The sequence below is a fragment of the Pseudonocardia alni genome, assembly GCF_002813375.1.
Classification (GTDB): domain Bacteria; phylum Actinomycetota; class Actinomycetes; order Mycobacteriales; family Pseudonocardiaceae; genus Pseudonocardia; species Pseudonocardia alni.
Map to the genome: position 1 here is coordinate 3928138 of NZ_PHUJ01000003.1, position 17318 is coordinate 3945455.

General features: G+C 74.5%; 20 protein-coding genes. 11 read left to right on the top strand and 9 right to left on the bottom strand.

Annotated features, from left to right (window positions below; genetic code table 11):
- Entirely contained in the window at positions 1-2178 is a 2178-nt protein-coding gene (locus tag ATL51_RS19440; RefSeq protein ID WP_073577844.1) for a 3-hydroxyacyl-CoA dehydrogenase NAD-binding domain-containing protein, read from the top strand.
- Between the two features lie 64 nt (positions 2179-2242).
- Here ATL51_RS19440 and ATL51_RS19445 read toward each other — a convergent pair whose 3' ends face one another.
- On the bottom strand, positions 2243-2602 hold the full coding sequence (locus tag ATL51_RS19445; protein ID WP_100879471.1) for a DUF1330 domain-containing protein: 360 nt from the start codon (positions 2600-2602) through the stop codon (positions 2243-2245).
- Between the two features lie 62 nt (positions 2603-2664).
- On the opposite strand from ATL51_RS19445, the gene ATL51_RS19450 reads away from it, so the two are divergent.
- The 4 genes from ATL51_RS19450 (at position 2665) to ATL51_RS19465 (ending at position 5383) form a co-directional block, all read left to right on the top strand.
- Positions 2665-2958, top strand: coding sequence for a Dabb family protein (locus ATL51_RS19450; protein WP_100879472.1), 294 nt, complete (start codon positions 2665-2667; stop codon positions 2956-2958).
- A gap of 52 nt (positions 2959-3010) precedes the next feature.
- Positions 3011-3643 (top strand): DedA family protein, encoded by a 633-nt coding sequence (locus ATL51_RS19455; RefSeq protein ID WP_253068314.1) that lies wholly within the window; start codon positions 3011-3013, stop codon positions 3641-3643.
- 166 nt (positions 3644-3809) lie between these two features.
- Positions 3810-4670, top strand: coding sequence for an ATP-binding cassette domain-containing protein (locus ATL51_RS19460; protein ID WP_157818444.1), 861 nt, complete (start codon positions 3810-3812; stop codon positions 4668-4670).
- A complete protein-coding gene (locus tag ATL51_RS19465; RefSeq protein ID WP_100879474.1) occupies positions 4667-5383 on the top strand; it encodes a hypothetical protein in 717 nt (238 codons plus the stop codon). Before ATL51_RS19460 ends, ATL51_RS19465 begins: the two co-directional genes overlap by 4 nt.
- A 37-nt stretch (positions 5384-5420) precedes the next feature.
- Here the strand turns inward: ATL51_RS19465 and ATL51_RS19470 are convergent, their stop codons facing one another.
- From ATL51_RS19470 to ATL51_RS19490, 5 genes are all read right to left on the bottom strand, one after another.
- Positions 5421-6104 (bottom strand): TetR/AcrR family transcriptional regulator, encoded by a 684-nt coding sequence (locus ATL51_RS19470; RefSeq protein WP_301549095.1) that lies wholly within the window; start codon positions 6102-6104, stop codon positions 5421-5423.
- A 99-nt stretch (positions 6105-6203) separates the two neighbouring features.
- Entirely contained in the window at positions 6204-6446 is a 243-nt protein-coding gene (locus ATL51_RS19475; RefSeq protein WP_100879476.1) for a hypothetical protein, read from the bottom strand.
- 237 nt (positions 6447-6683) lie between these two features.
- Positions 6684-7631: a DMT family transporter gene (locus ATL51_RS19480; protein ID WP_301549096.1), complete on the bottom strand. Its 948-nt coding sequence runs from the start codon at positions 7629-7631 to the stop codon at positions 6684-6686.
- A 42-nt stretch (positions 7632-7673) separates the two neighbouring features.
- On the bottom strand, positions 7674-8177 hold the full coding sequence (locus ATL51_RS19485) for an SRPBCC family protein (RefSeq protein WP_100879478.1): 504 nt from the start codon (positions 8175-8177) through the stop codon (positions 7674-7676).
- Positions 8174-8500 (bottom strand): ArsR/SmtB family transcription factor, encoded by a 327-nt coding sequence (locus ATL51_RS19490; protein WP_100879479.1) that lies wholly within the window; start codon positions 8498-8500, stop codon positions 8174-8176. Before ATL51_RS19490 ends, ATL51_RS19485 begins: the two co-directional genes overlap by 4 nt.
- 122 nt (positions 8501-8622) lie before the next feature.
- Here ATL51_RS19490 and ATL51_RS19495 point away from each other — a divergent pair, with 122 nt between their 5' ends.
- From ATL51_RS19495 to ATL51_RS19505, 3 genes are read left to right on the top strand one after another with little or no spacing between them, the layout of a single operon-like run.
- Complete coding sequence (locus tag ATL51_RS19495; protein ID WP_062404114.1) at positions 8623-8982, top strand: GntR family transcriptional regulator; 360 nt, start codon at positions 8623-8625, stop codon at positions 8980-8982.
- On the top strand, positions 8979-9884 hold the full coding sequence (locus ATL51_RS19500; protein WP_100879480.1) for an ABC transporter ATP-binding protein: 906 nt from the start codon (positions 8979-8981) through the stop codon (positions 9882-9884). The genes ATL51_RS19495 and ATL51_RS19500 overlap by 4 nt, the downstream gene beginning before the upstream one ends.
- Entirely contained in the window at positions 9881-10624 is a 744-nt protein-coding gene (locus tag ATL51_RS19505; protein WP_100879481.1) for a hypothetical protein, read from the top strand. The genes ATL51_RS19500 and ATL51_RS19505 overlap by 4 nt, the downstream gene beginning before the upstream one ends.
- A gap of 50 nt (positions 10625-10674) precedes the next feature.
- Here the strand turns inward: ATL51_RS19505 and ATL51_RS19510 are convergent, their stop codons facing one another.
- On the bottom strand, positions 10675-11232 hold the full coding sequence (locus tag ATL51_RS19510) for a nucleoside/nucleotide kinase family protein (RefSeq protein WP_100879482.1): 558 nt from the start codon (positions 11230-11232) through the stop codon (positions 10675-10677).
- Complete coding sequence (locus tag ATL51_RS19515; RefSeq protein ID WP_301549097.1) at positions 11229-12242, bottom strand: NAD(P)-dependent alcohol dehydrogenase; 1014 nt, start codon at positions 12240-12242, stop codon at positions 11229-11231. The genes ATL51_RS19510 and ATL51_RS19515 overlap by 4 nt, the downstream gene beginning before the upstream one ends.
- A gap of 193 nt (positions 12243-12435) precedes the next feature.
- Between ATL51_RS19515 and ATL51_RS19520 the strand changes: the two genes are divergently transcribed.
- Positions 12436-12876: a VOC family protein gene (locus ATL51_RS19520; protein ID WP_100879484.1), complete on the top strand. Its 441-nt coding sequence runs from the start codon at positions 12436-12438 to the stop codon at positions 12874-12876.
- Here ATL51_RS19520 and ATL51_RS19525 read toward each other — a convergent pair.
- Positions 12873-14072, bottom strand: a complete 1200-nt coding sequence (locus tag ATL51_RS19525; protein WP_301549098.1) for a class I SAM-dependent methyltransferase — start codon at positions 14070-14072, stop codon at positions 12873-12875. The two genes, ATL51_RS19520 and ATL51_RS19525, sit on opposite strands and share 4 nt — an antisense overlap.
- Before the next feature lie 114 nt (positions 14073-14186).
- Between ATL51_RS19525 and ATL51_RS19530 the strand changes: the two genes are divergently transcribed.
- Both ATL51_RS19530 and ATL51_RS19535 read left to right on the top strand, forming a co-directional pair.
- Positions 14187-15428, top strand: coding sequence for an MFS transporter (locus tag ATL51_RS19530; RefSeq protein WP_322789687.1), 1242 nt, complete (start codon positions 14187-14189; stop codon positions 15426-15428).
- Positions 15429-15720: 292 nt separating this feature from the next.
- A complete protein-coding gene (locus ATL51_RS19535; RefSeq protein ID WP_157818446.1) occupies positions 15721-17292 on the top strand; it encodes a family 16 glycosylhydrolase in 1572 nt (523 codons plus the stop codon).
- The last annotated feature ends 26 nt before the right edge of the window (positions 17293-17318 follow it).

A 17318-nucleotide genomic window follows, 5' to 3' on the forward strand; every position in this document is an offset into this window, starting at 1 on the left:
GTGAGTGAGCAGAAGGCCGTCCGCTGGGAGACCGACGGCGACGGCATCGCCGTCGTCACCCTCGACGACCCGGCCAGCAGCGCCAACACCATGAACGACGCCTACCGCGAGGCCATGCGGGAGGTCGTCGACGACCTGGAGAAGCACAAGGACGACATCGTCGGTGTCGTCGTCACCTCGGCCAAGAAGACCTTCTTCGCCGGCGGGAACCTCGAGCAGCTCAGCGCGGCCGGTCCCGACGACGCCGAGAAGATCTTCGAGCTGGTGACCGAGGTCAAGGCCCAGCTGCGCAAGCTGGAGACCTTCGGCCGCCCGGTCGCGTCCGCGCTCGTCGGCACCGCCCTGGGCGGTGGCCTGGAGATCGCGCTGGCGACCCACCACCGGGTCGGCGTCGACGCGAAGGGCGTCGTCTACGGCCTGCCCGAGGTGAGCCTGGGCCTGCTGCCCGGTGGCGGTGGCGTCACCCGCGTCACCCGCATGCTGGGCATCGCGAACGGCTTCATGAACGTCCTCGCGCAGGGCCAGCGGCACAAGCCGGCCAAGGCGCTGGAGCTGGGCCTGATCGACGAGCTCGTGGCCACCCGCGAGGAGGCCTTCGACAAGGCCCGCGCGTGGGTGCTCGCCAACCCCGAGCACACCACTCAGCCCTGGGACCAGCCGAAGTACCGGATCCCGGGTGGCACGCCGTCGAGCCCCTCGTTGGCCTCGATCCTCCCGGCGTTCCCGGCGAACCTGCGCAAGCAGCTCAAGGGTGCGCCGATGCCGGCCCCGCGCAACATCCTCGCGGCTGCCGTCGAGGGCAGCCAGGTCGACTTCGAGACCGCGCAGAGGATCGAGGGCCGCTACTTCGCGGAGCTCGTGACCGGCCAGGTCTCGAAGAACATGACCAAGGCGTTCTTCTTCGACCTCAACGCCATCAACGGCGGCAAGTCCCGCCCGGACGGCCCCGCGAAGTGGCAGCCGACCAAGGTCGCCGTGCTCGGCGCCGGGATGATGGGCGCGGGCATCGCCTACGTCTGCTCCCTCGCCGGCTGGGACGTCGTCCTCAAGGACGTCTCGAAGGAGGCCGCCGAGAAGGGCAAGGCCTACTCGCAGGGTCTCGTCGAGAAGGGCGTCAAGCGCGGGAAGACCACGCAGGAGAAGGGCGACGCGCTGCTCGGCCGCATCCTGCCGACCGACGACTACGCCGACCTCGCCGGCTGCGACGTCGTCATCGAGGCCGTCTTCGAGTCCGTCGAGCTGAAGCAGGAGGTGTTCCGCGAGGCCGCGAAGTACATCAACTCCGACGCGCTCCTGTGCTCGAACACCTCGACGCTGCCCATCACCGAGCTGGCCAAGGGCGTCGACCGCCCGGACGACTTCATCGGTCTGCACTTCTTCTCGCCGGTCGACAAGATGCCGCTGGTCGAGATCATCAAGGGTGAGCGCACGAACGACGAGGCCCTGGCCAAGGCGTTCGACCTGACGCTGGGGATCAGGAAGACCCCGATCGTCGTCAACGACTCCCGCGGCTTCTTCACCAGCCGCGTGATCGGCACCTTCATCAACGAGGGCGTCGCGATGATCGCCGAGGGCATCGACCCGCAGACGATCGAGCAGGCGTCGTCGCAGGCCGGTTACCCGGCCCCGGTGCTGCAGCTGATGGACGAGCTGACCCTCACGCTGCCGCGCAAGATCCGCGAGGAGACGAAGAAGGGCGTCGAGGCCGCCGGCGGCACCTGGACCCCGCACCCGTCCGACCCGGTGATCGACCGGCTGGTCGACGAGTTCGACCGCAAGGGCAAGAGCACCGGCGCCGGGTTCTACGACTACGCCGACGGCAAGCGCACCGGACTCTGGCCCGGTCTGCGCGAGCACTTCGGCGCGACGAACCACGACGTCGACCTGCACGAGCTGTCCGAGCGGATGCTCATCATCGAGTCGATCGAGACCGTGAAGTGCGTCGACGAGGGCGTGCTGACCACCGTCGCCGACGCCAACATCGGCTCGATCTTCGGTATCGGCTTCCCGGCCTGGACCGGCGGCGTGCTGCAGTACATCGAGGGCTACCCCGGTGGCCCGGCCGGCTTCGTGGCCCGCGCCGACGAGCTGAAGGCGAAGTACGGCGAGCGCTTCGAGGTCCCGCAGTCGCTGCGTGACCGCGCGGCGAAGGGGGAGTCGGCCACCGCGGCCGCCTGATCCCGCCCGTCACCGACCCCCGCCGGCGCCTCTGCCGGCGGGGGTCCGTGCGTTCCGGGCCCGCTCAGCGGGGCACGGTGGGCTGCAGCGTCGCCTCGACCAGTGCCTCGGTCCGGATGTGGGTCCCCTCCTGGTAGCCGGGGTCGCGGACCATCTCGGAGAAGGCCCGCCGGCTCGGGTAGGACACCAGGAGCACCGCGTCCCACTCCTGGCCCGGCTCGGCGACGACCGGTGCCAGCCCGCGCCCGAAGTAGACGACCTCGGCGCCGAACCGGGCGGCGGTGGCCCGGAAGTGGGAGACGTAGTCGTCGTAGCGGGCCTCGCCGCCCTCGGCGAAGCGCAGCAGGTTCAGCATCACGATCGGCTGGTCGGGGTCCTCGGCGAGGAAGGCCTTCATGTCCGCGCCGGACGGGTTCACTGCCATCGGCCGAGTCTAGGGTCGATCTCCGGGGGCGGAACCCGACGACGACGGAAGGAGCCCGGGACATGATCCGCAACGTGGTGGTCGGCCGGCTGAAGGACGGCGTGGACCCGGCCGAGATCGAGAAGGGCCTCCAGGCGCTGCGCGACCTGCGCATCGAGGGCCTCGACCTCGACCTGAAGGCCGGCCCGGACCTGGGGCTGCGTGAGGGCAACGCGCACGTCGTGCTCACCCTCGACCTGCCCGACGAGGAGTCCTACCACGTCTACGACGCCGACGACGAGCACAACCGGATCCGCCGCGAGCTGTTCGCCCCGCTCTGCTCGTCGATCGAGCGGATCCAGTTCCGCCTCTCCTGACCGGTCGAAGCGGACCAACCGGATGACCTGATCCTCGGGCACCATGGTGTGCGTGACGCAGTGGGTGTTCGACATCGTGGACCGGCTCGGTGCCGCCGGCATCGGGTTGCTGATCTTCCTGGAGAACGTGGTCCCACCGATCCCGTCGGAGGTGATCCTCCCGCTGGGTGGCTTCCGCGCCTCGACCGGCGCGATGGACCCGGTCGCGGTCTGGGCGGCGGCCACGATGGGAGCCGTCGCCGGGGCGCTGGTCCTCTACGCGCTGGGCCACTGGCTCGGGTACGAGCGGGTGCACCGGCTCTGCGGTCGTCGCTGGTTCGTCGTCTCCAGCCAGAAGGACCTGGAGAAGGGGCTCGCGCTGTTCGAGCGGTGGGGGAACTGGTTCGTCCTCGGTGGGCGCTGCATCCCGATCGTGCGCAGCCTGATCTCGATCCCGGCCGGGATCGCCCGGATGCCGCTGCTGCGGTTCACCGCGCTGTCCGCGCTCGGCAGTGGTGTGTGGAACGCGCTGTTCGTCTACCTCGGGTTCGTGCTCGGCGAGCGCTGGGAGGTCATCGAGGTCTACATGTCCCCGATCAGCAAGGTCGTCGCCGTGCTCGGCGCGGCGGCGATCGTATGGCTGGTCGTGCGGAAGCTCCGGCAGCGCCGCCACCGCGACGCCGGGGTGTCGACCGGGACCGGCTGAACGCGCCGAGCCGACGTCCGGCTGCGCCGGACGGGTGATCACGACAGCCCTGCGTACCGGTCCCGCCACGGGCCGTACCGCCGGGCCACCGCCGGGCCTCGGGCCCGCGCCGCTGTGCGAACCTGATCGTCACGCACGGGCGGTGACGAGCGGTGGAGGTGGTCGGGTGCGCCTGGTCGGGATCCACCACACCCACCCGTCGGGGGCGGTCGCCCTGCGCGGTGCCGACCTCGACGTCGACCCTGCCGTGCCGACCGTCGTGCGGGGAGGCAACGGGGCGGGCAAGTCCACGCTGCTGCGGATCGCCGCCGGTGCACTCGCCCCGACCGCGGGCGAGGTCGAGGACGTCCCCGAGGTCGTCGGCTACCTGCCCGACCGGTTCCCGGCCGCCCGCAAGCTGACCCCGCGACGCTGGCTCGACCACATCGCCCGGGTGCGCGGCGTCGACGTCGACGACGCCGCCGACCGCGCCGAGGTGCTGCTGACCGAGCTCGGGTACGACGGCGACGACGACGGGCCGATGGCCGACCTGTCCACCGGCAACGCCCGCAAGGTCGGGCTGGTGCAGGCGCTGGCCTGCGAGCCCGGCGTGCTCGTGCTCGACGAACCCTGGAACGGTCTCGACGACGACGCCGCGGACGCCCTGACCCGGCTGCTCACCGCCCGCGCCGCCCCGACCCTGCTGACCGACCACACCGGTACCGCGGCCGGTCTGCCCGGCGCCCGCCTCCACCGGCTGCGCGAGGGCCGGATCGCGACCGCCTCCGACCCGGACTCCGTGCCGTTGCCGACCGCGCCGCCGCCCGGGGCGATGATGCGCCTGGACATGGCCTGTGCGGGAGACCCCCGCCCGCTGCTGGAACGGGTGCTGCCGCCCGCCCGTGTCGAGGGTGCGGCGCCGGGCCGGTTCACCGTGCGGGTCCCCGCCCCCGAGAGCGACGCCTGGCTGGCGGCCGCGCTCGCCGCGGGCTGCGCGGTCCGCTCGGTGCGGCCGGTCCGCCCGGCTCCCCGGGAGGGCGGCCGGTGAGGCGGCGGGTGCGCGCGGCGTTCGCCGTGGCGATGCTGCTGGGCGAGGACGTCGGCCGCACCGAACGCTTCGTCGCGCCGCTGGTGCTCTACGCCGGCGCTCTCGCCGTGCTGTTCGGCGGCGCGCCCGGCCCGCTGCCCGCGCCGTGGGCGGCCAGCGCGCTGCTGCTCTACCCGGTCGGGGCCTGGCTGGCGCACGCGCTGGCCGAGTCCGAGGACGACGACGCCCGCACCGTCACCCTGTCCGCCGCGGGCGGCCCCTGGCCGGTCGCGGCCGGCGTGCTGATCGCCGCCACGGCGGGCGTGGCGCTGCTCGGGCTGCTCGCCGTGGTGTGGGGCGTGGTCGCGGCCTGGGGCACGGCGACGACCGGGAGCCTGCTCGACGGGCTGCTCGCGCACCTGGCCTGCGGGATCACCGGCGCCGCGGTGGGCTCGGTGTTCTCCCGGCCGGTGGTCCGCAACGAGGGTGTCGCGCTGATCGGTGCGCTGGTCGTGCTCGTGGTCACGGGCACGCAGTCGTGGCTGCCGCCGGTCGGGACCGCGGCCGCGGCCCTGGGGAGCGGGCGGCTCGGGGTGGGCCCGTTCGGCGACCTGGTCGTCGCGCTGCTGGTGGCGGTGGCGGCGACGGCACTGGTGGTCCGGGTCGAGCAGGGGGGCGGGCTGCGCGAGCTGGGTGCACGTCTCGGCCGGCACGTCGGCCGTCTGCGCCGCTGACCCCGCTGCTCGACCCGGCACCGCCCCGGGCCCGTTCTCAGATCAGGCCCGCGACCTGACCGAGGCGTTCGACGGTGCCCGCGAACAGGGCGTCGCGGGCGTCGACTGCGTTCTCGAACTGGCCGAACAGCTCGAAGGACAGGTGCCCGAACAGCCCGGTCCAGGCGGTGAGGGCGGCGAGCACGGCCCCGTCGGGCAGGTCCGGGAGACCCAGCGTGGCCCGGATGCGGACGGCGTCGCCGGCGAGTGCGGGATCCGGGTCGGTCGCCGCGGGGAGCGTGCCCGCGGCGTGCGCGGCGGTGAGCGCGCGGGCGAGCGGTTCCAGGACCCGGGCCGCGACGGGGACGGTGCCGGTCGGCGCACGGTAGCCCGGTACGGGGGAGCCGTAGATCAACGCGTACTCGTGCGGATGGGCCAGCGCCCAGCCGCGCAGGGCCTGCGCGATGCCCCGCCAGTGCTCCGCCGGGCCGGTGCCGGGGTCGGCCGCGGCGAGGGCGTCGGCGAGCCCGTCGTAGCTCTGCACGATCAGGGCGGTGAGCAGGTCGTCGCGGGTGGGGAAGTAGCGGTGCAGCGCCGAGGACACCATCCCGATCTCTCGGGACACCGCGCGCATGGACAGCGCGGCCGCGCCGGTCTCGGCCAGCTGCCGCCGGGCCGCCGCGGTGATCTCGGCGACGAGCTCGGCGCGGGCCCGCTCGCGGGCGGTGCGGGAGGCGTTCACGTGGCCACGGTAGAGCATCGGTCTGTTCCCCGAGCGCTGTGCTGATCCACGAGCGGTGATCTCGTTCTTGGCCGTCGCCGCGGTGGGTCTCCGCGACCGTCAGTCCGGCAGCGCCACCCCGACCAGCGCCGGCAGGGCGGTACGACCGGACGCCGTGAGGCGCACGGACCGCCGGTCGCGGCCGCGCTCGACCCAGCCGCGGTCGAACAGGGCCCGGCACAGCACCGCACCCGCCGTGCCCGCGAGGTGGTGGCGGCGCTCGGTCCAGTCCAGGCACGCCCGCACCACCGGGCGGCCGCGGCGGGCGAGCGCGTCCGGCCCGGCGAGCCCGGCGAACCACAACCGGCAGGCGGGGGTGAGGGCGAGACCGTCCCCCGTCGCGAGCAGGTCGTCGGCGACGAGCCCGTCGAAGAGCGCGACACCCAGGGCGCCCGCAAGGTGGTCGTAGCAGGTCCGGGCGGAGGCGAGCCTGGCTGCGGCGCGCGAGGCCCGCAGCGTCGGGGCTGCCCGGGCGGCGAGGGCGGCCGGGTCGATCGGGCCCCCCCGAGCCGCGGACGCCGTCCGTGCCGGGACCGCCGGTCACCGCGGGCCCCGGTCCCCGCCGGACCCCGGCACCCCGCCCGCCGCGACCCGGCTCTCCCGCGCCGGCCGCCCCCGGTAGCGGGACAGCGCCACCCCCGTCAGCGCGAGCACGCCGCCGAGCAGCGCCAGCGGCGGCGGCAGCTCCCCGAGTACCGGCCACGCCATGAGCACCACCAGCGTCGGGACGAGGTAGGTGGTGACGCCGAGCTGTCCCGCGTCGGTCCGCGACAGCGCGTACGCCCAGGTCCCGAACGCGAGCGCCGTCGGGACGAGCCCGAGGTAGACCATCCCGGCGATCTCCGGCCCGGACACCGTGCCGAGACCGTCGACCAGGTCGCCGGCCCACGGCAGCGTGACGACCGCTCCGACCACGCAGGCGACCTGGGTGACCTGCACCGCGGGCAGGCGCCGGAGCACGGGTTTCTGGGCGAGCACCCCGATCGTCCAGGTCGCGGCGGCCAGCAGGCACAGCAGCGCGCCCACCGGGCCCCCGGCGCCGGCCGGGCCGTCGCCCGAGGTGGCGAACCCGATCAGCACGGCCCCCGCGAACCCGATCCCGGCGCCCGCCAGCAGCGGGCGCGGGAAGCCCTCCCGCAGCACGACGCCGGCGGAGAGCGCGATGAGGATCGGTCCGACGTTCACCAGCATCGCCGCGGTCCCGGCGTCGAGGCGTTCCTCGGCCGCGTTCAGCGCGACGTTGTACACGGCGAACCAGCTCACCCCGCACACCACCATCAGCAGCCACTCCCGCGCGGTCGGCCGCACCCAGGACCGCGATGCCAGCACGGCGAGCGTGAGCGCGGCCCCGCCGACCGCCAGTCGTCCGAGCGCGAGCGCACCGGCGCCGAACGCCGGCCCCACGGCCCGGATCGCCACGAACGCCGACGCCCACGCCAGCACGGTCACCCCGGCCGCCGCGGCGATCCGCATCCCTGTTCCCGTCACGGCGACGACGCTAGGCGCCCGACGTTTCGGCCTGCACCGAATTCAGCCCCGGTAGTACGGTGCCGTCGCCGCGAGGGACGCCTCCCAGTCCGGCATCGGCGCCCCGGCCAGGACCGCGGCGAGCCGGTCGAGGTACCAGTGCCAGCCCGGGCCGGCGTCGGCCGGGGAGAACCCGTCGGGCAGCACCTGCTCGAACACGAGCACGGTGCCTCCGCCGTCCGGGGTGAGCGTCACCGACAGCTCCCACGGCTCGCCGTCACCCTCCCGGATGTCGACGACCAGCCGGTGCGGGGGCTCGCAGTCCCGGACGAGCACGGTGGACGGGGCGCCGCCGCCGTCCTCGTCGCTGGTCAGGACGAGCTCGACGGTGCCGCCGGGCCGCCCGTCGCCGCTCCACCGCCCGAACCACCGCGCGCAGCGGTCCGGGTCGGTGACCGCCGACCAGACGTCGGCGACGGGTTCGTCGTGGACGCGGCGGAACCGCAGCACGGCACGCCCGTCGGTGCCGCGGACCACCTCCCCGGCACGGCTTCCGGTATCGGTCACGGGTTCCTCCTCGATCCACGGGCCAGTTCGGTGCCGAGCGCGTCGAGCCGCTGCGTCCACAAGCCGCGCAGCCCGGCCAGCCACTGCTCGGCCGCGGCAGGCCCGGATGGGTCGACCGCGTAGAGCCTCCGGGTCCCCTCCGCCCGGACGGTGGCGAACCCGTTGTCCCGCAGCACGCGCAGGTGTCGGGAGACGGCCGGCTGCGATATCCCGAACTCGGCGCGGACGACCTCGGTCACCCGCCCTGCCGTCCGCTCGCCCCCGGCGAGGAGTTCCAGGATGCGCCGCCGGACGGGGTCGCCCAGCACGTCGAACGCTTCCACAACCCCGAGTTTATATAACTCCGAACGGAAATAGTAGCCCGCTGGACGGATTGACCCCTCGCCGCTATGGTTCATTACATGACTAATGAACCACTGCACTACGGCACCGGGAGGTCGCCGTGATCGACGACGGACGCCCGCTGTTCGCGCAGATCGCGGAGGACATCGCGTCCGCCGTGGTGGACGGGACCTATCCGGAGGAGACCCAGGTGCCGTCCAGCAACGAGCTCGCCGCCTTCCACCGGATCAACCCGGCCACCGCGGCGAAGGGTCTCAACCAGCTGGTCACGCAGGGCGTGCTCTACAAGAGACGGGGGATCGGCATGTTCGTCGCCGAGGGGGCACGGTCCCGGCTGCTGGAGAGCCGCCGCGAGGACTTCGCCCGGCAGTACATCGCTCCGCTGGTCACCGAGGCCCGCAAGCTCGGCATCGACCCCGAGCAGCTCAAGAAGATGATCGACGTCTGGGGGGACGACCGATGAGCACCGACGTGATCGCCATGCACGGCGTCACGAAGCGCTACGGCGACGTGACCGCGCTCGACGACGTGACGTTCACGCTGGAGGAGAACCGCATCCACGGGCTGCTCGGCCGCAACGGCGCCGGCAAGACCACCGCGATGCAGATCCTCACCGCGCAGAACTTCGCGACCTCCGGGCGCGCCGAGATCTTCGGCGAGCAGCCCTACGAGAACGCCCGGGTGCTCGCCCGCACCTGCTTCATCCGCGAGTCGCTGAAGTACCCGGACGAGTACCGGGTCCACCACGCGCTCCGGGCCGCCGCGAGCGTGTACCCGCAGTGGGACCAGGCCTTCGCCGACCGGCTCGTCGGGGAGTTCGGGCTCCCGCTCACCCGGCTCTGCAAGAAGCTCTCGCGCGGCCAGCAGTCCGCGGTCGGGGTGATCATCGGACTGGCCTCGCGGGCCCCGCTGACCTTCTTCGACGAGCCCTACCTGGGCCTCGACGCCGTCGCCCGGCAGATGTTCTACGACCACCTGCTCGCCGACTTCGCCGAGCACCCGCGCACCGTCGTGCTCTCGACGCACCTGATCGACGAGGTCTCCGACCTCATCGAGCACGTCGTCCTGATCGACCGGGGCCGCGTGCTCATCGACGAGGAGGCCGAGGCGCTGCGCGGCCGGGCCGTCACCGTCTCCGGGCCCGCCGAGTCGGTCGAGCGGTTCGCCCGCGGCCACACCGAGCTGCACCGGGAGCGCCTCGGCGGCTTCCTCCGCGTCACCCTCTCCGGGGTCGCGCCGACCCGCACCGGCCCCGCCGAGCCGAACCTGCAGTTCGAGCCGGTCTCGCTGCAGCAGCTCGTCGTCCGTACGACCCAGCACAGCGCGGCGCCGGGCACCGGCGTCGCCCAGGAGGTCCTGTCATGACCGCCGTCACCGCCGACCGCAGCCCGGTCGAGAGCACATCCGCCCGGGTGCACGCCGCGATCCGGATGGGCACGGTCAACTGGGGCCGCCGGTTCGGGGTGGCCTGGCTGATCCTGGCCGTCGTCTTCGTGCTGCACCAGACCATCTGGTGGGTCGTGAGGAGCAACGGCGGAGATGTGGAGGCCGGGTACGTCGGCGCGCTGACGTCGTTCTTCTTCATCCTCGGCAGCACCTATCTCGCGCTGATGACCCAGGTGATGCCGTTCGCGCTGAGCCTGGGCATCACGCGACGGCACTTCTACCTCGGCACCGTCCTGCTGGTGGCCGCCGAGACCCTGGTCAGCGCGATCGGGCTCAGCGTGCTGCTGGCCGTCGAACGGGCCACCGACGGCTGGGGACTGCGAGTCCAGTTCTTCGAGATGGGCTTCATGGGGCAGTCGAACCCGGTCACCCAGGTGCTCGTGTACTGGGTGCCGCTGCTGACGATCGGACTGGTGTTCGTGCTGCTCGGTGCGGTGTTCCGGCGCTGGGGACAGCTCGGGGTCTGGGGCGCGGCCCTGGTGCCCGTGCTGGTGGTCGCCGCCGGGATCGTGCTCCTGACCTGGCAGAACGCCTGGGGGGCGTTCGGCCGGTTCTTCGTCGAGACGCCGACGTGGGCGCTGCTCGCCGGCTATCCGCTGATCCTCGCCGCGGTCGCGGCGGGGGCCGGGTACCTGGTGCTGCGCCGCGCGACTCCCTGACGGAGGACCCGGCGGGGCCCGGCACCCTCGTGGGGGGTGGTGCCGGGCCCTCAGCCGTCCAGCACGAGATCGGCCCGTTCCGGTGCGCCACCGGAACGGGCCAGCTCCTGTTCGGCGCGCCGCCAGCCGTCGCGGTACGGGGCGTAGCCCGGCCAGTCCGCCCGCCCGCGCAGCCGCCGCTCCCGCTCGCCCGCCGACGCCTCCACCCAGATCGCCAGCGAGGTCACCGGCGCCAGCTCGGGCGCGCCGCTCCCGCACCCCTCCAGCACGACGACGGCCGCCGGCTCCAGCGTGCGTTCCGGTCCCGGCCGGTCGCGCACCCAGTCCCACGACGTCCAGCGCAGCGTCGTACCGGCCGCCAGCGGGTCACCGATCCCGCGCCGGGCCAGCGCCGGGACCCGGGGCAGCCCGTCCCAGCCTGGGCACAGGTCCTCGATCTCGAGCAGCGGGGCCCCGAGCCGGTCGGCGAGCTCGCGGGCCCGCGTGGACTTCCCGGCCCCTGAGAACCCGTCCACGGTGACCAGCCGGTTCCCGGCGGGCCCGGCGGGGGCGGCGTGCACGAGCCGGGCGACCGTGTCGGTCCAGCCCCGGTCCGCGACCGCCCTCACGGCCGGACGACCACCTTGACCTGCGACGCGTCGGGGGACAGGGCGTCGCCGACGTGGTCGAGGTCGACGTGCCCGGTCACCAGCCGGCCCAGGTCCACCGCGCCCGACGCGGCCAGGCGCACCGCCGTCGGCCAGGTGTTGGCGTACCGGAAGGTGCCGGTCAGGGTGATCTCGCGCGACTGCAGCATCGACACCGGCAGCGTCATCTCGTCAGCACCCATCCCGACCAGCACCGCGGCGCCTCCCGGCCGGACCGCGGGCAGCCCGCCCAGCACCGCGGCCGGCACTCCGGAGCAGTCGACGAAGACGTCCACCCCGGACACGTCGGCACCCGGCGCGACGACGTCGGTCGCGCCGAAGTCGCGGGCCAGCGCGGCGCGCGCCGGGTCCGGGTCGCTGACGACGACCTCGGCGGCGCCCTGCACCGCCGCCACCTGCGCGACGAGCAGCCCGATCGGCCCCGCCCCGGCGACGAGCACCCGCGACCCGACCCCGGTGCCCGCCCTGTGGTTCGCCCACAGCGCGACCGACAGCGGTTCGAGCAGCGCGGCGACGTCGTCGGAGACGTGCTCGGGGACGGGGTGGGCGAAGTCGTCGGCGATCGTCACGTACTCGGCGAACGCGCCGTCGACCGGCGGGGTCGCGAAGAACACCATGTCCGGGCACAGGTTGTAGGCGCCGGTGTGGCAGTACCGGCAGCGACGGCAGGGCACGCCCGGCTCCAGCGAGACGCGCTCGCCGATCCGCCCCGCGTCGACGCCCTCCCCGACGCCGACGATCCGCCCGGACGGCTCGTGCCCGAGCACCATCGGCTCGCGCAGCACGAAGTCGCCGATCCGGCCGTGCCGGAAGTAGTGCACGTCGGAGCCGCAGGTGCCGACCGCCGCCACCCGCACCAGCACCTCCCGGGGGCCGGGCCGGGGGACCGGTCGCCGCTGCACCTCCAGCTCACCGGCGGCACGCAGCACGCTGCACCGCATCGACTCCGGCACCTCGGCGATCGTCGTCACGGGCACGACGGTGGCACGCGCGGCCGGGCCGGGCAACGCGGTGCGCCGACCGCGCCGGACGTACCGGTGCGCGCACGGTCGATCATTCCGGCGGACGTCGTCCGCCCCCGGGAGGTCCGCCGGTGGTGTACTGCTCCGCGACGAGAGGGAGGACCGGCCGCCCCGCGGGCGGCCGGCGACGAGAAGGACGCCCATGGGCTCGGCCATCGAACGACCGGCGGTCACCGGCTTCCACCACGTGGCGGCGGCCGTGACCGACGTGGAGTCCAGTGCGCTCTGGTACCAGCGCGTCCTCGGGCTGCAACGGCTGCCGATGACCTTCCCGCACCACGACGCAGCCGACGGCTCGGCGGAGAAGGCGGCGCTGCTCCTCGACGTCGTGACCGGAGTGATGATCGAGCTGCACGCCCCGGCCGACGGCGACGGCGGCGGCCCCCGCGGCGCGCTCGACCACCTGGCGTTCGGCGTCGCCGACCGCGCGACCCTCGACGCCTGGGCCGCCTGGCTGGACAGCCTCACCGTGCCGCACGGCGGCGTCGTCGACCGGACCGACCCGACCGGCTACGCGACGCTGGAGTTCCGCGACCCGGACGGCATCGCGCTGGAGTTCATCCACTTCCCCGGCCGCGGTTAGGAGCTGCCCCGGCGGGGGTCCACGCAGACCAGGCCCCACGGCCGGTCGTCGACCCGGGTCATCACCACGGTGGCGTGCCGCGACCCGCGGCCGCGCAGCTTCCGGGCGATCGCCTCGACGTCACCGGCCAGGCCGCGGCGCCGCACGTCGACCGCGCCGACGTCGAGCTCGCGCAGCAGCCGGGGCAGCCGCTTCTGGTCCCACGGACGGGAGTCGAGCACCCGCAGCGGCCGCGCGAACGGCGTGGCCGGGGGCTCGTCGTCGCCGGTGAGGAAGGCGATCCGCGGGTCGATCCGGGCGGTGCCGGTGGCCCGGGCCAGCGCGGAGACCAGTCCGGCCCGGGTGACGGCCGGGTTCGGGTCGAGCAGCCAGACGCCCGGTTCGCCGACCGCGATCCCGGTGTCCCCGTCCGGCGGGTCCGGCTCGCCCTGCAGGTCGTGCACGCCGTCGTCGTCGACGACGGTGGCGCGCGTGCGGGCGCGGGCCAGCGCGGGGGACCAGGCGCAGGCCTCCTTCAGCTCGCGTCCGAGCGCGAGGAACTCGATCTCCCAGTCCGGCGGGACGGTGTCGTGGTCGATCCCCGGTGCCGCCTTGATCCCGACCGCGCCGGCCCGCCGCTCCAGCTCCAGGCACCAGCCCAACGGCGGCTCGGACTCGCCGGTCCGCATCCGGCCACCGCCGGTGCGCCGGGCGGGGTCGACGAACACACCGTCGGTGCCGGACAGGTCGGCGTCGCGCACGTCGCACCGCACCGTCCGGGCCGAGCCGCCGTGCACGGCCGCGTTGCGGTCGGCCATCCACAGGTGCACCGGGTCCAGGTCGACGCCGGTGACCTCGTGGCCCGCCGCGACCAGCGAGACCAGGTCGCCGCCGATCCCGCAGCACAGGTCGACGACCGCGCGCCCGGCGAATCGGGCGGCCCGGTGTCGCGCGATCACCTCCGACGACGCCTGCTCCAGCCCGTCGCGTGTGAACCACATCCGCGCGGCCCGTGCGAACTTGCGGGCGGCCCGGTCCCGCAGCCCGGCCTGGGCCATCGCGTCGGCGACCAGCCCGGCGTCGTGCTCACGGCGCAGCGCGGTCCCCAGCCGGAGCGCGGCGTCACCGTCCCGGTCGGCGACGGCGAGCCGCTCCAGCAGCGCCGTCCCCTCCGGCCCGGCGAGCCGCTCCAGCCGGGCGATCGGATCGTCGTCCACGACGACAGTGTCCACGGCGCCGTCCCCGGCACCGTCGTGTGCCCGCACCGGCGTCGGCCGCCGCGGACCGGCGGGCGTACGGTCGTCGGCCGGGACAGCGGAGCGGAGGGCCACGTGGTCGAGTACGACGGCCGCGACCCCGCCGTACCCGGCGCACCGGTGCCCGCGCCCCCCACGGTGCGGGGTGCGACGGCGCTGCCCCGCGAGATCGGCGTGCTGGTCGGGTCGGCGTTCGCGATCGCCATCGGGTTCGGGCTGGTCGCGCCGGTGCTGCCGGCGTTCGCGCGCTCGTTCGACGTCGGGGTGACCGCGGCCGCCGCCGTGATCAGCGTGTTCGCCTTCTCCCGGCTGGTGTTCGCCCCGCTGTCCGGCACGGTCGTCGGCCGGTTCGGCGAGCTGCGGGTGTTCGTCGCCGGGCTCGCCGTCGTCGCCGTGACGACGGCCGGTCTGGCCTTCGCGACGGCGTACTGGCAGCTGATCGCGCTGCGCCTGGTCGCGGGCGTCGGATCGACGATGTTCACGATCTCGGCGGTGTCGCTGCTCGTGCGGCTGTCCCCGCCGCACCTGCGGGGCCGCGCGACGAGCCTGTGGGCGACCGGGTTCCTGCTCGGCAACATCGCCGGGCCGTTGCTCGGCGGCACCCTCGCCGCGATCGACGTACGCGCCCCGTTCCTGATCTACGCGGCGCTGCTGGTGCTGGTGATCGTCGTGGGCGGGCCGCTGCTGCGCCGGCCGGAGGGCCCGGTCGACGAGGCGCCCCCGCCGCGCACCCGGTTCCGCGACGCCGTGCGCCACCGTGCCTACCGGGCGTCGCTGGTGGGGAACTTCGCGAACGGCTGGGCGGTGTTCGGCGTCCGCATCGCGCTGGTCCCGCTGGTGGTGGTCGAGGCGCTGGGGCGCGAGGACGCGTTCGGCGGCATCGCGTTGTCGGTGTTCGCGGCCGGGAACGCGGCGACCCTGCTGCTGGCCGGACGTCTCGCCGACCGCTCCGGTCGCAGGCCCCCGCTGATCGCCGGCCTCGCGGTGTCGGGTGCGTCGACGGCCGTCCTCGGCTGGGTGCTCGACCCCTGGGCGTTCCTGGCGCTCTCGCTCGTCGCGGGGCTCGGCAGCGGACTGGTGAACCCGCCGCTCAACGCGGCCGTCGCCGACGTCATCGGGGAGCGCGCCCGTGGCGGCTCGGTGCTGGCGGGCTTCCAGATGGCGGCCGATCTCGGTGCCATCGCCGGGCCGCTCGTGGCCGGTGCGCTCGCCGAGGTCTGGGGGTACGGGCCGGCGTTCGCCGTGACCGGGGTGCTGTCACTGGTCGCGGCGCTCGTCTGGTGGCGGGCGCCGGAGACCCTCCCGTCCCGGTCCTGACCTGGGGCGTCGCCCGCCGGGGTGACACCAGGGCCGGTCGCTCCGTCCCGCTGGTCCCGATCGTCACCCGGATCCCACCCGTCATGGCGGGCCGCCGGTTCGGGTGACCTCCTCCGGGGTGACCTCACCCCACCGACGGGTGGCGGGTGTGGCTGGTGTGCACAGGGTGCTTCTAGCGTCGTGGATATCGGACAAGCCGGACACGGATGGGGACGGGAACGAAGCCATGAGGCGCGGACTGGCACGACGTACGGTGATGAGCGCGGCGGCGGTGGTGACGGTGAGTGCTGTCATGTTCACCGGAGGGGTCCTGGCTCTCACCGACGGTGCGGCCGTGTCCGCGGCCGCGGCACCCACGGTGCCCGGCGCCGTCGCGCAGGCCGCGGCCCCGGAGGCACCGAGCGTGCTCGCCGGGCCGGCGACCACCCCGTCGGGCGCCGCGGCGTTCCCGACCGACTCCGCTCTGCGGTCGTCGTCGGAGGCCGCCGGGGGCTCCGGTGCTGCGACGGCTGCCCGATCCGCGGAGACGGGGACGGACGCCGTCCGCGGGGCCGAGGGCTCCGGTGACGCCGGACCGGCTCGCCCGGCCGCGACCGGGTCGTCCGGTTCCGCGGGCCCGGTCTCGCCGTCCGCGCCGGAGTCCGCCGACGCAGCGAAGCCTGCCGACGCCGCGAAGCCTGCCGACGCGCCCGCCGACGTGCCGTCCGGCCCCGCGGACGGACCCACGACACCGGTCGCCCCCGCCGAGAAGCCCGCCGGCCCCGCAGCCGACCCGGCGCCGCCCGTGGACGAGCCCAGCGGTCCCGCGGCCGGACCGGCCGCTCCCGTGGAGAAGCCCGCCGATCCCGCAGGAGACCCCGCCGATCCCGCAGGAGACCCCGCCGCTCCCGCGGGCGAGCCCGCCGCTCCCGCGGAGACACCGGGTGGGCCGGCCGAGAAGCCGGCGGATACTGGGGAGACGCCGGCCGGCCCGGCGCCCGCACCCGCCGACGCCGGGACGGAGCCCGCCGCCCCCGTGAAGCCCACCGACCCGGAGGAGAATCCCGTCGCCCCCTCGGACGAGCCCGTCGAGACGCCGACCGACCCCGCGGCCGCGCCCGCCGCGCCCGCCGACCCCTCGGCCCGACCGGCCGACCAGAGTGCGCCCCGACCCGGGGCCACCAGCGCTGCCGAACGCTACGGCTGGGGCGCGCCGCTGCCGGCGTCGGACGAGTTCGACTACACCGGACCGCCCGACCCGGCGAAGTGGAACCAGGCGGGCGAGTGCTGGCCCGGTCACGCGGGCAACGGCGGCCGCTGCGCCAGCCGGTCCACGGTGAAGGACGGCAAGCTGATCCAGACCGGGCTGCGGAACGGCGACTCGGCGTGGATCTCGTCGAAGTTCAACCAGCGATACGGCCGCTGGGAGGCCCGCGTCCGCTCCGAGGCCACCGGCCCGGACAACGGCAGGCAGTACCACCCGCTGCTGATCATCTGGCCGCAGTCGGACCGCTGGCCCCAGGACGGCGAGTACGACTTCCTCGAGAACGGCGCGCCCGGCGAGCAGTGCGCCGAGGCGTTCATCCACTACCCGCACGGCCGCGGCGCGGTCCAGCAGGAGTACGCCAAGGAGAAGAACTGCGGTGCACCGCTGAGCGAGTGGCACAACGTCGCCGTCGAGTGGACGCCCGACCACGTGAAGGGCTTCATCGACGGCAAGGAGTGGTTCTCCTTCTCCGGCGGTGCCCGGCCCGGCCGCAAGAACATCCAGGACATGCCCAGCGGGCACCTGACCATCCAGCTCGACAACTTCTTCGGCGGCAACATGCAGCCGGCGACGTACGAGGTGGACTGGGTCCGGATCTACTCCCTCGACGGGAAGTGACCGGCTAACGCCGGACCGTTGCGGGA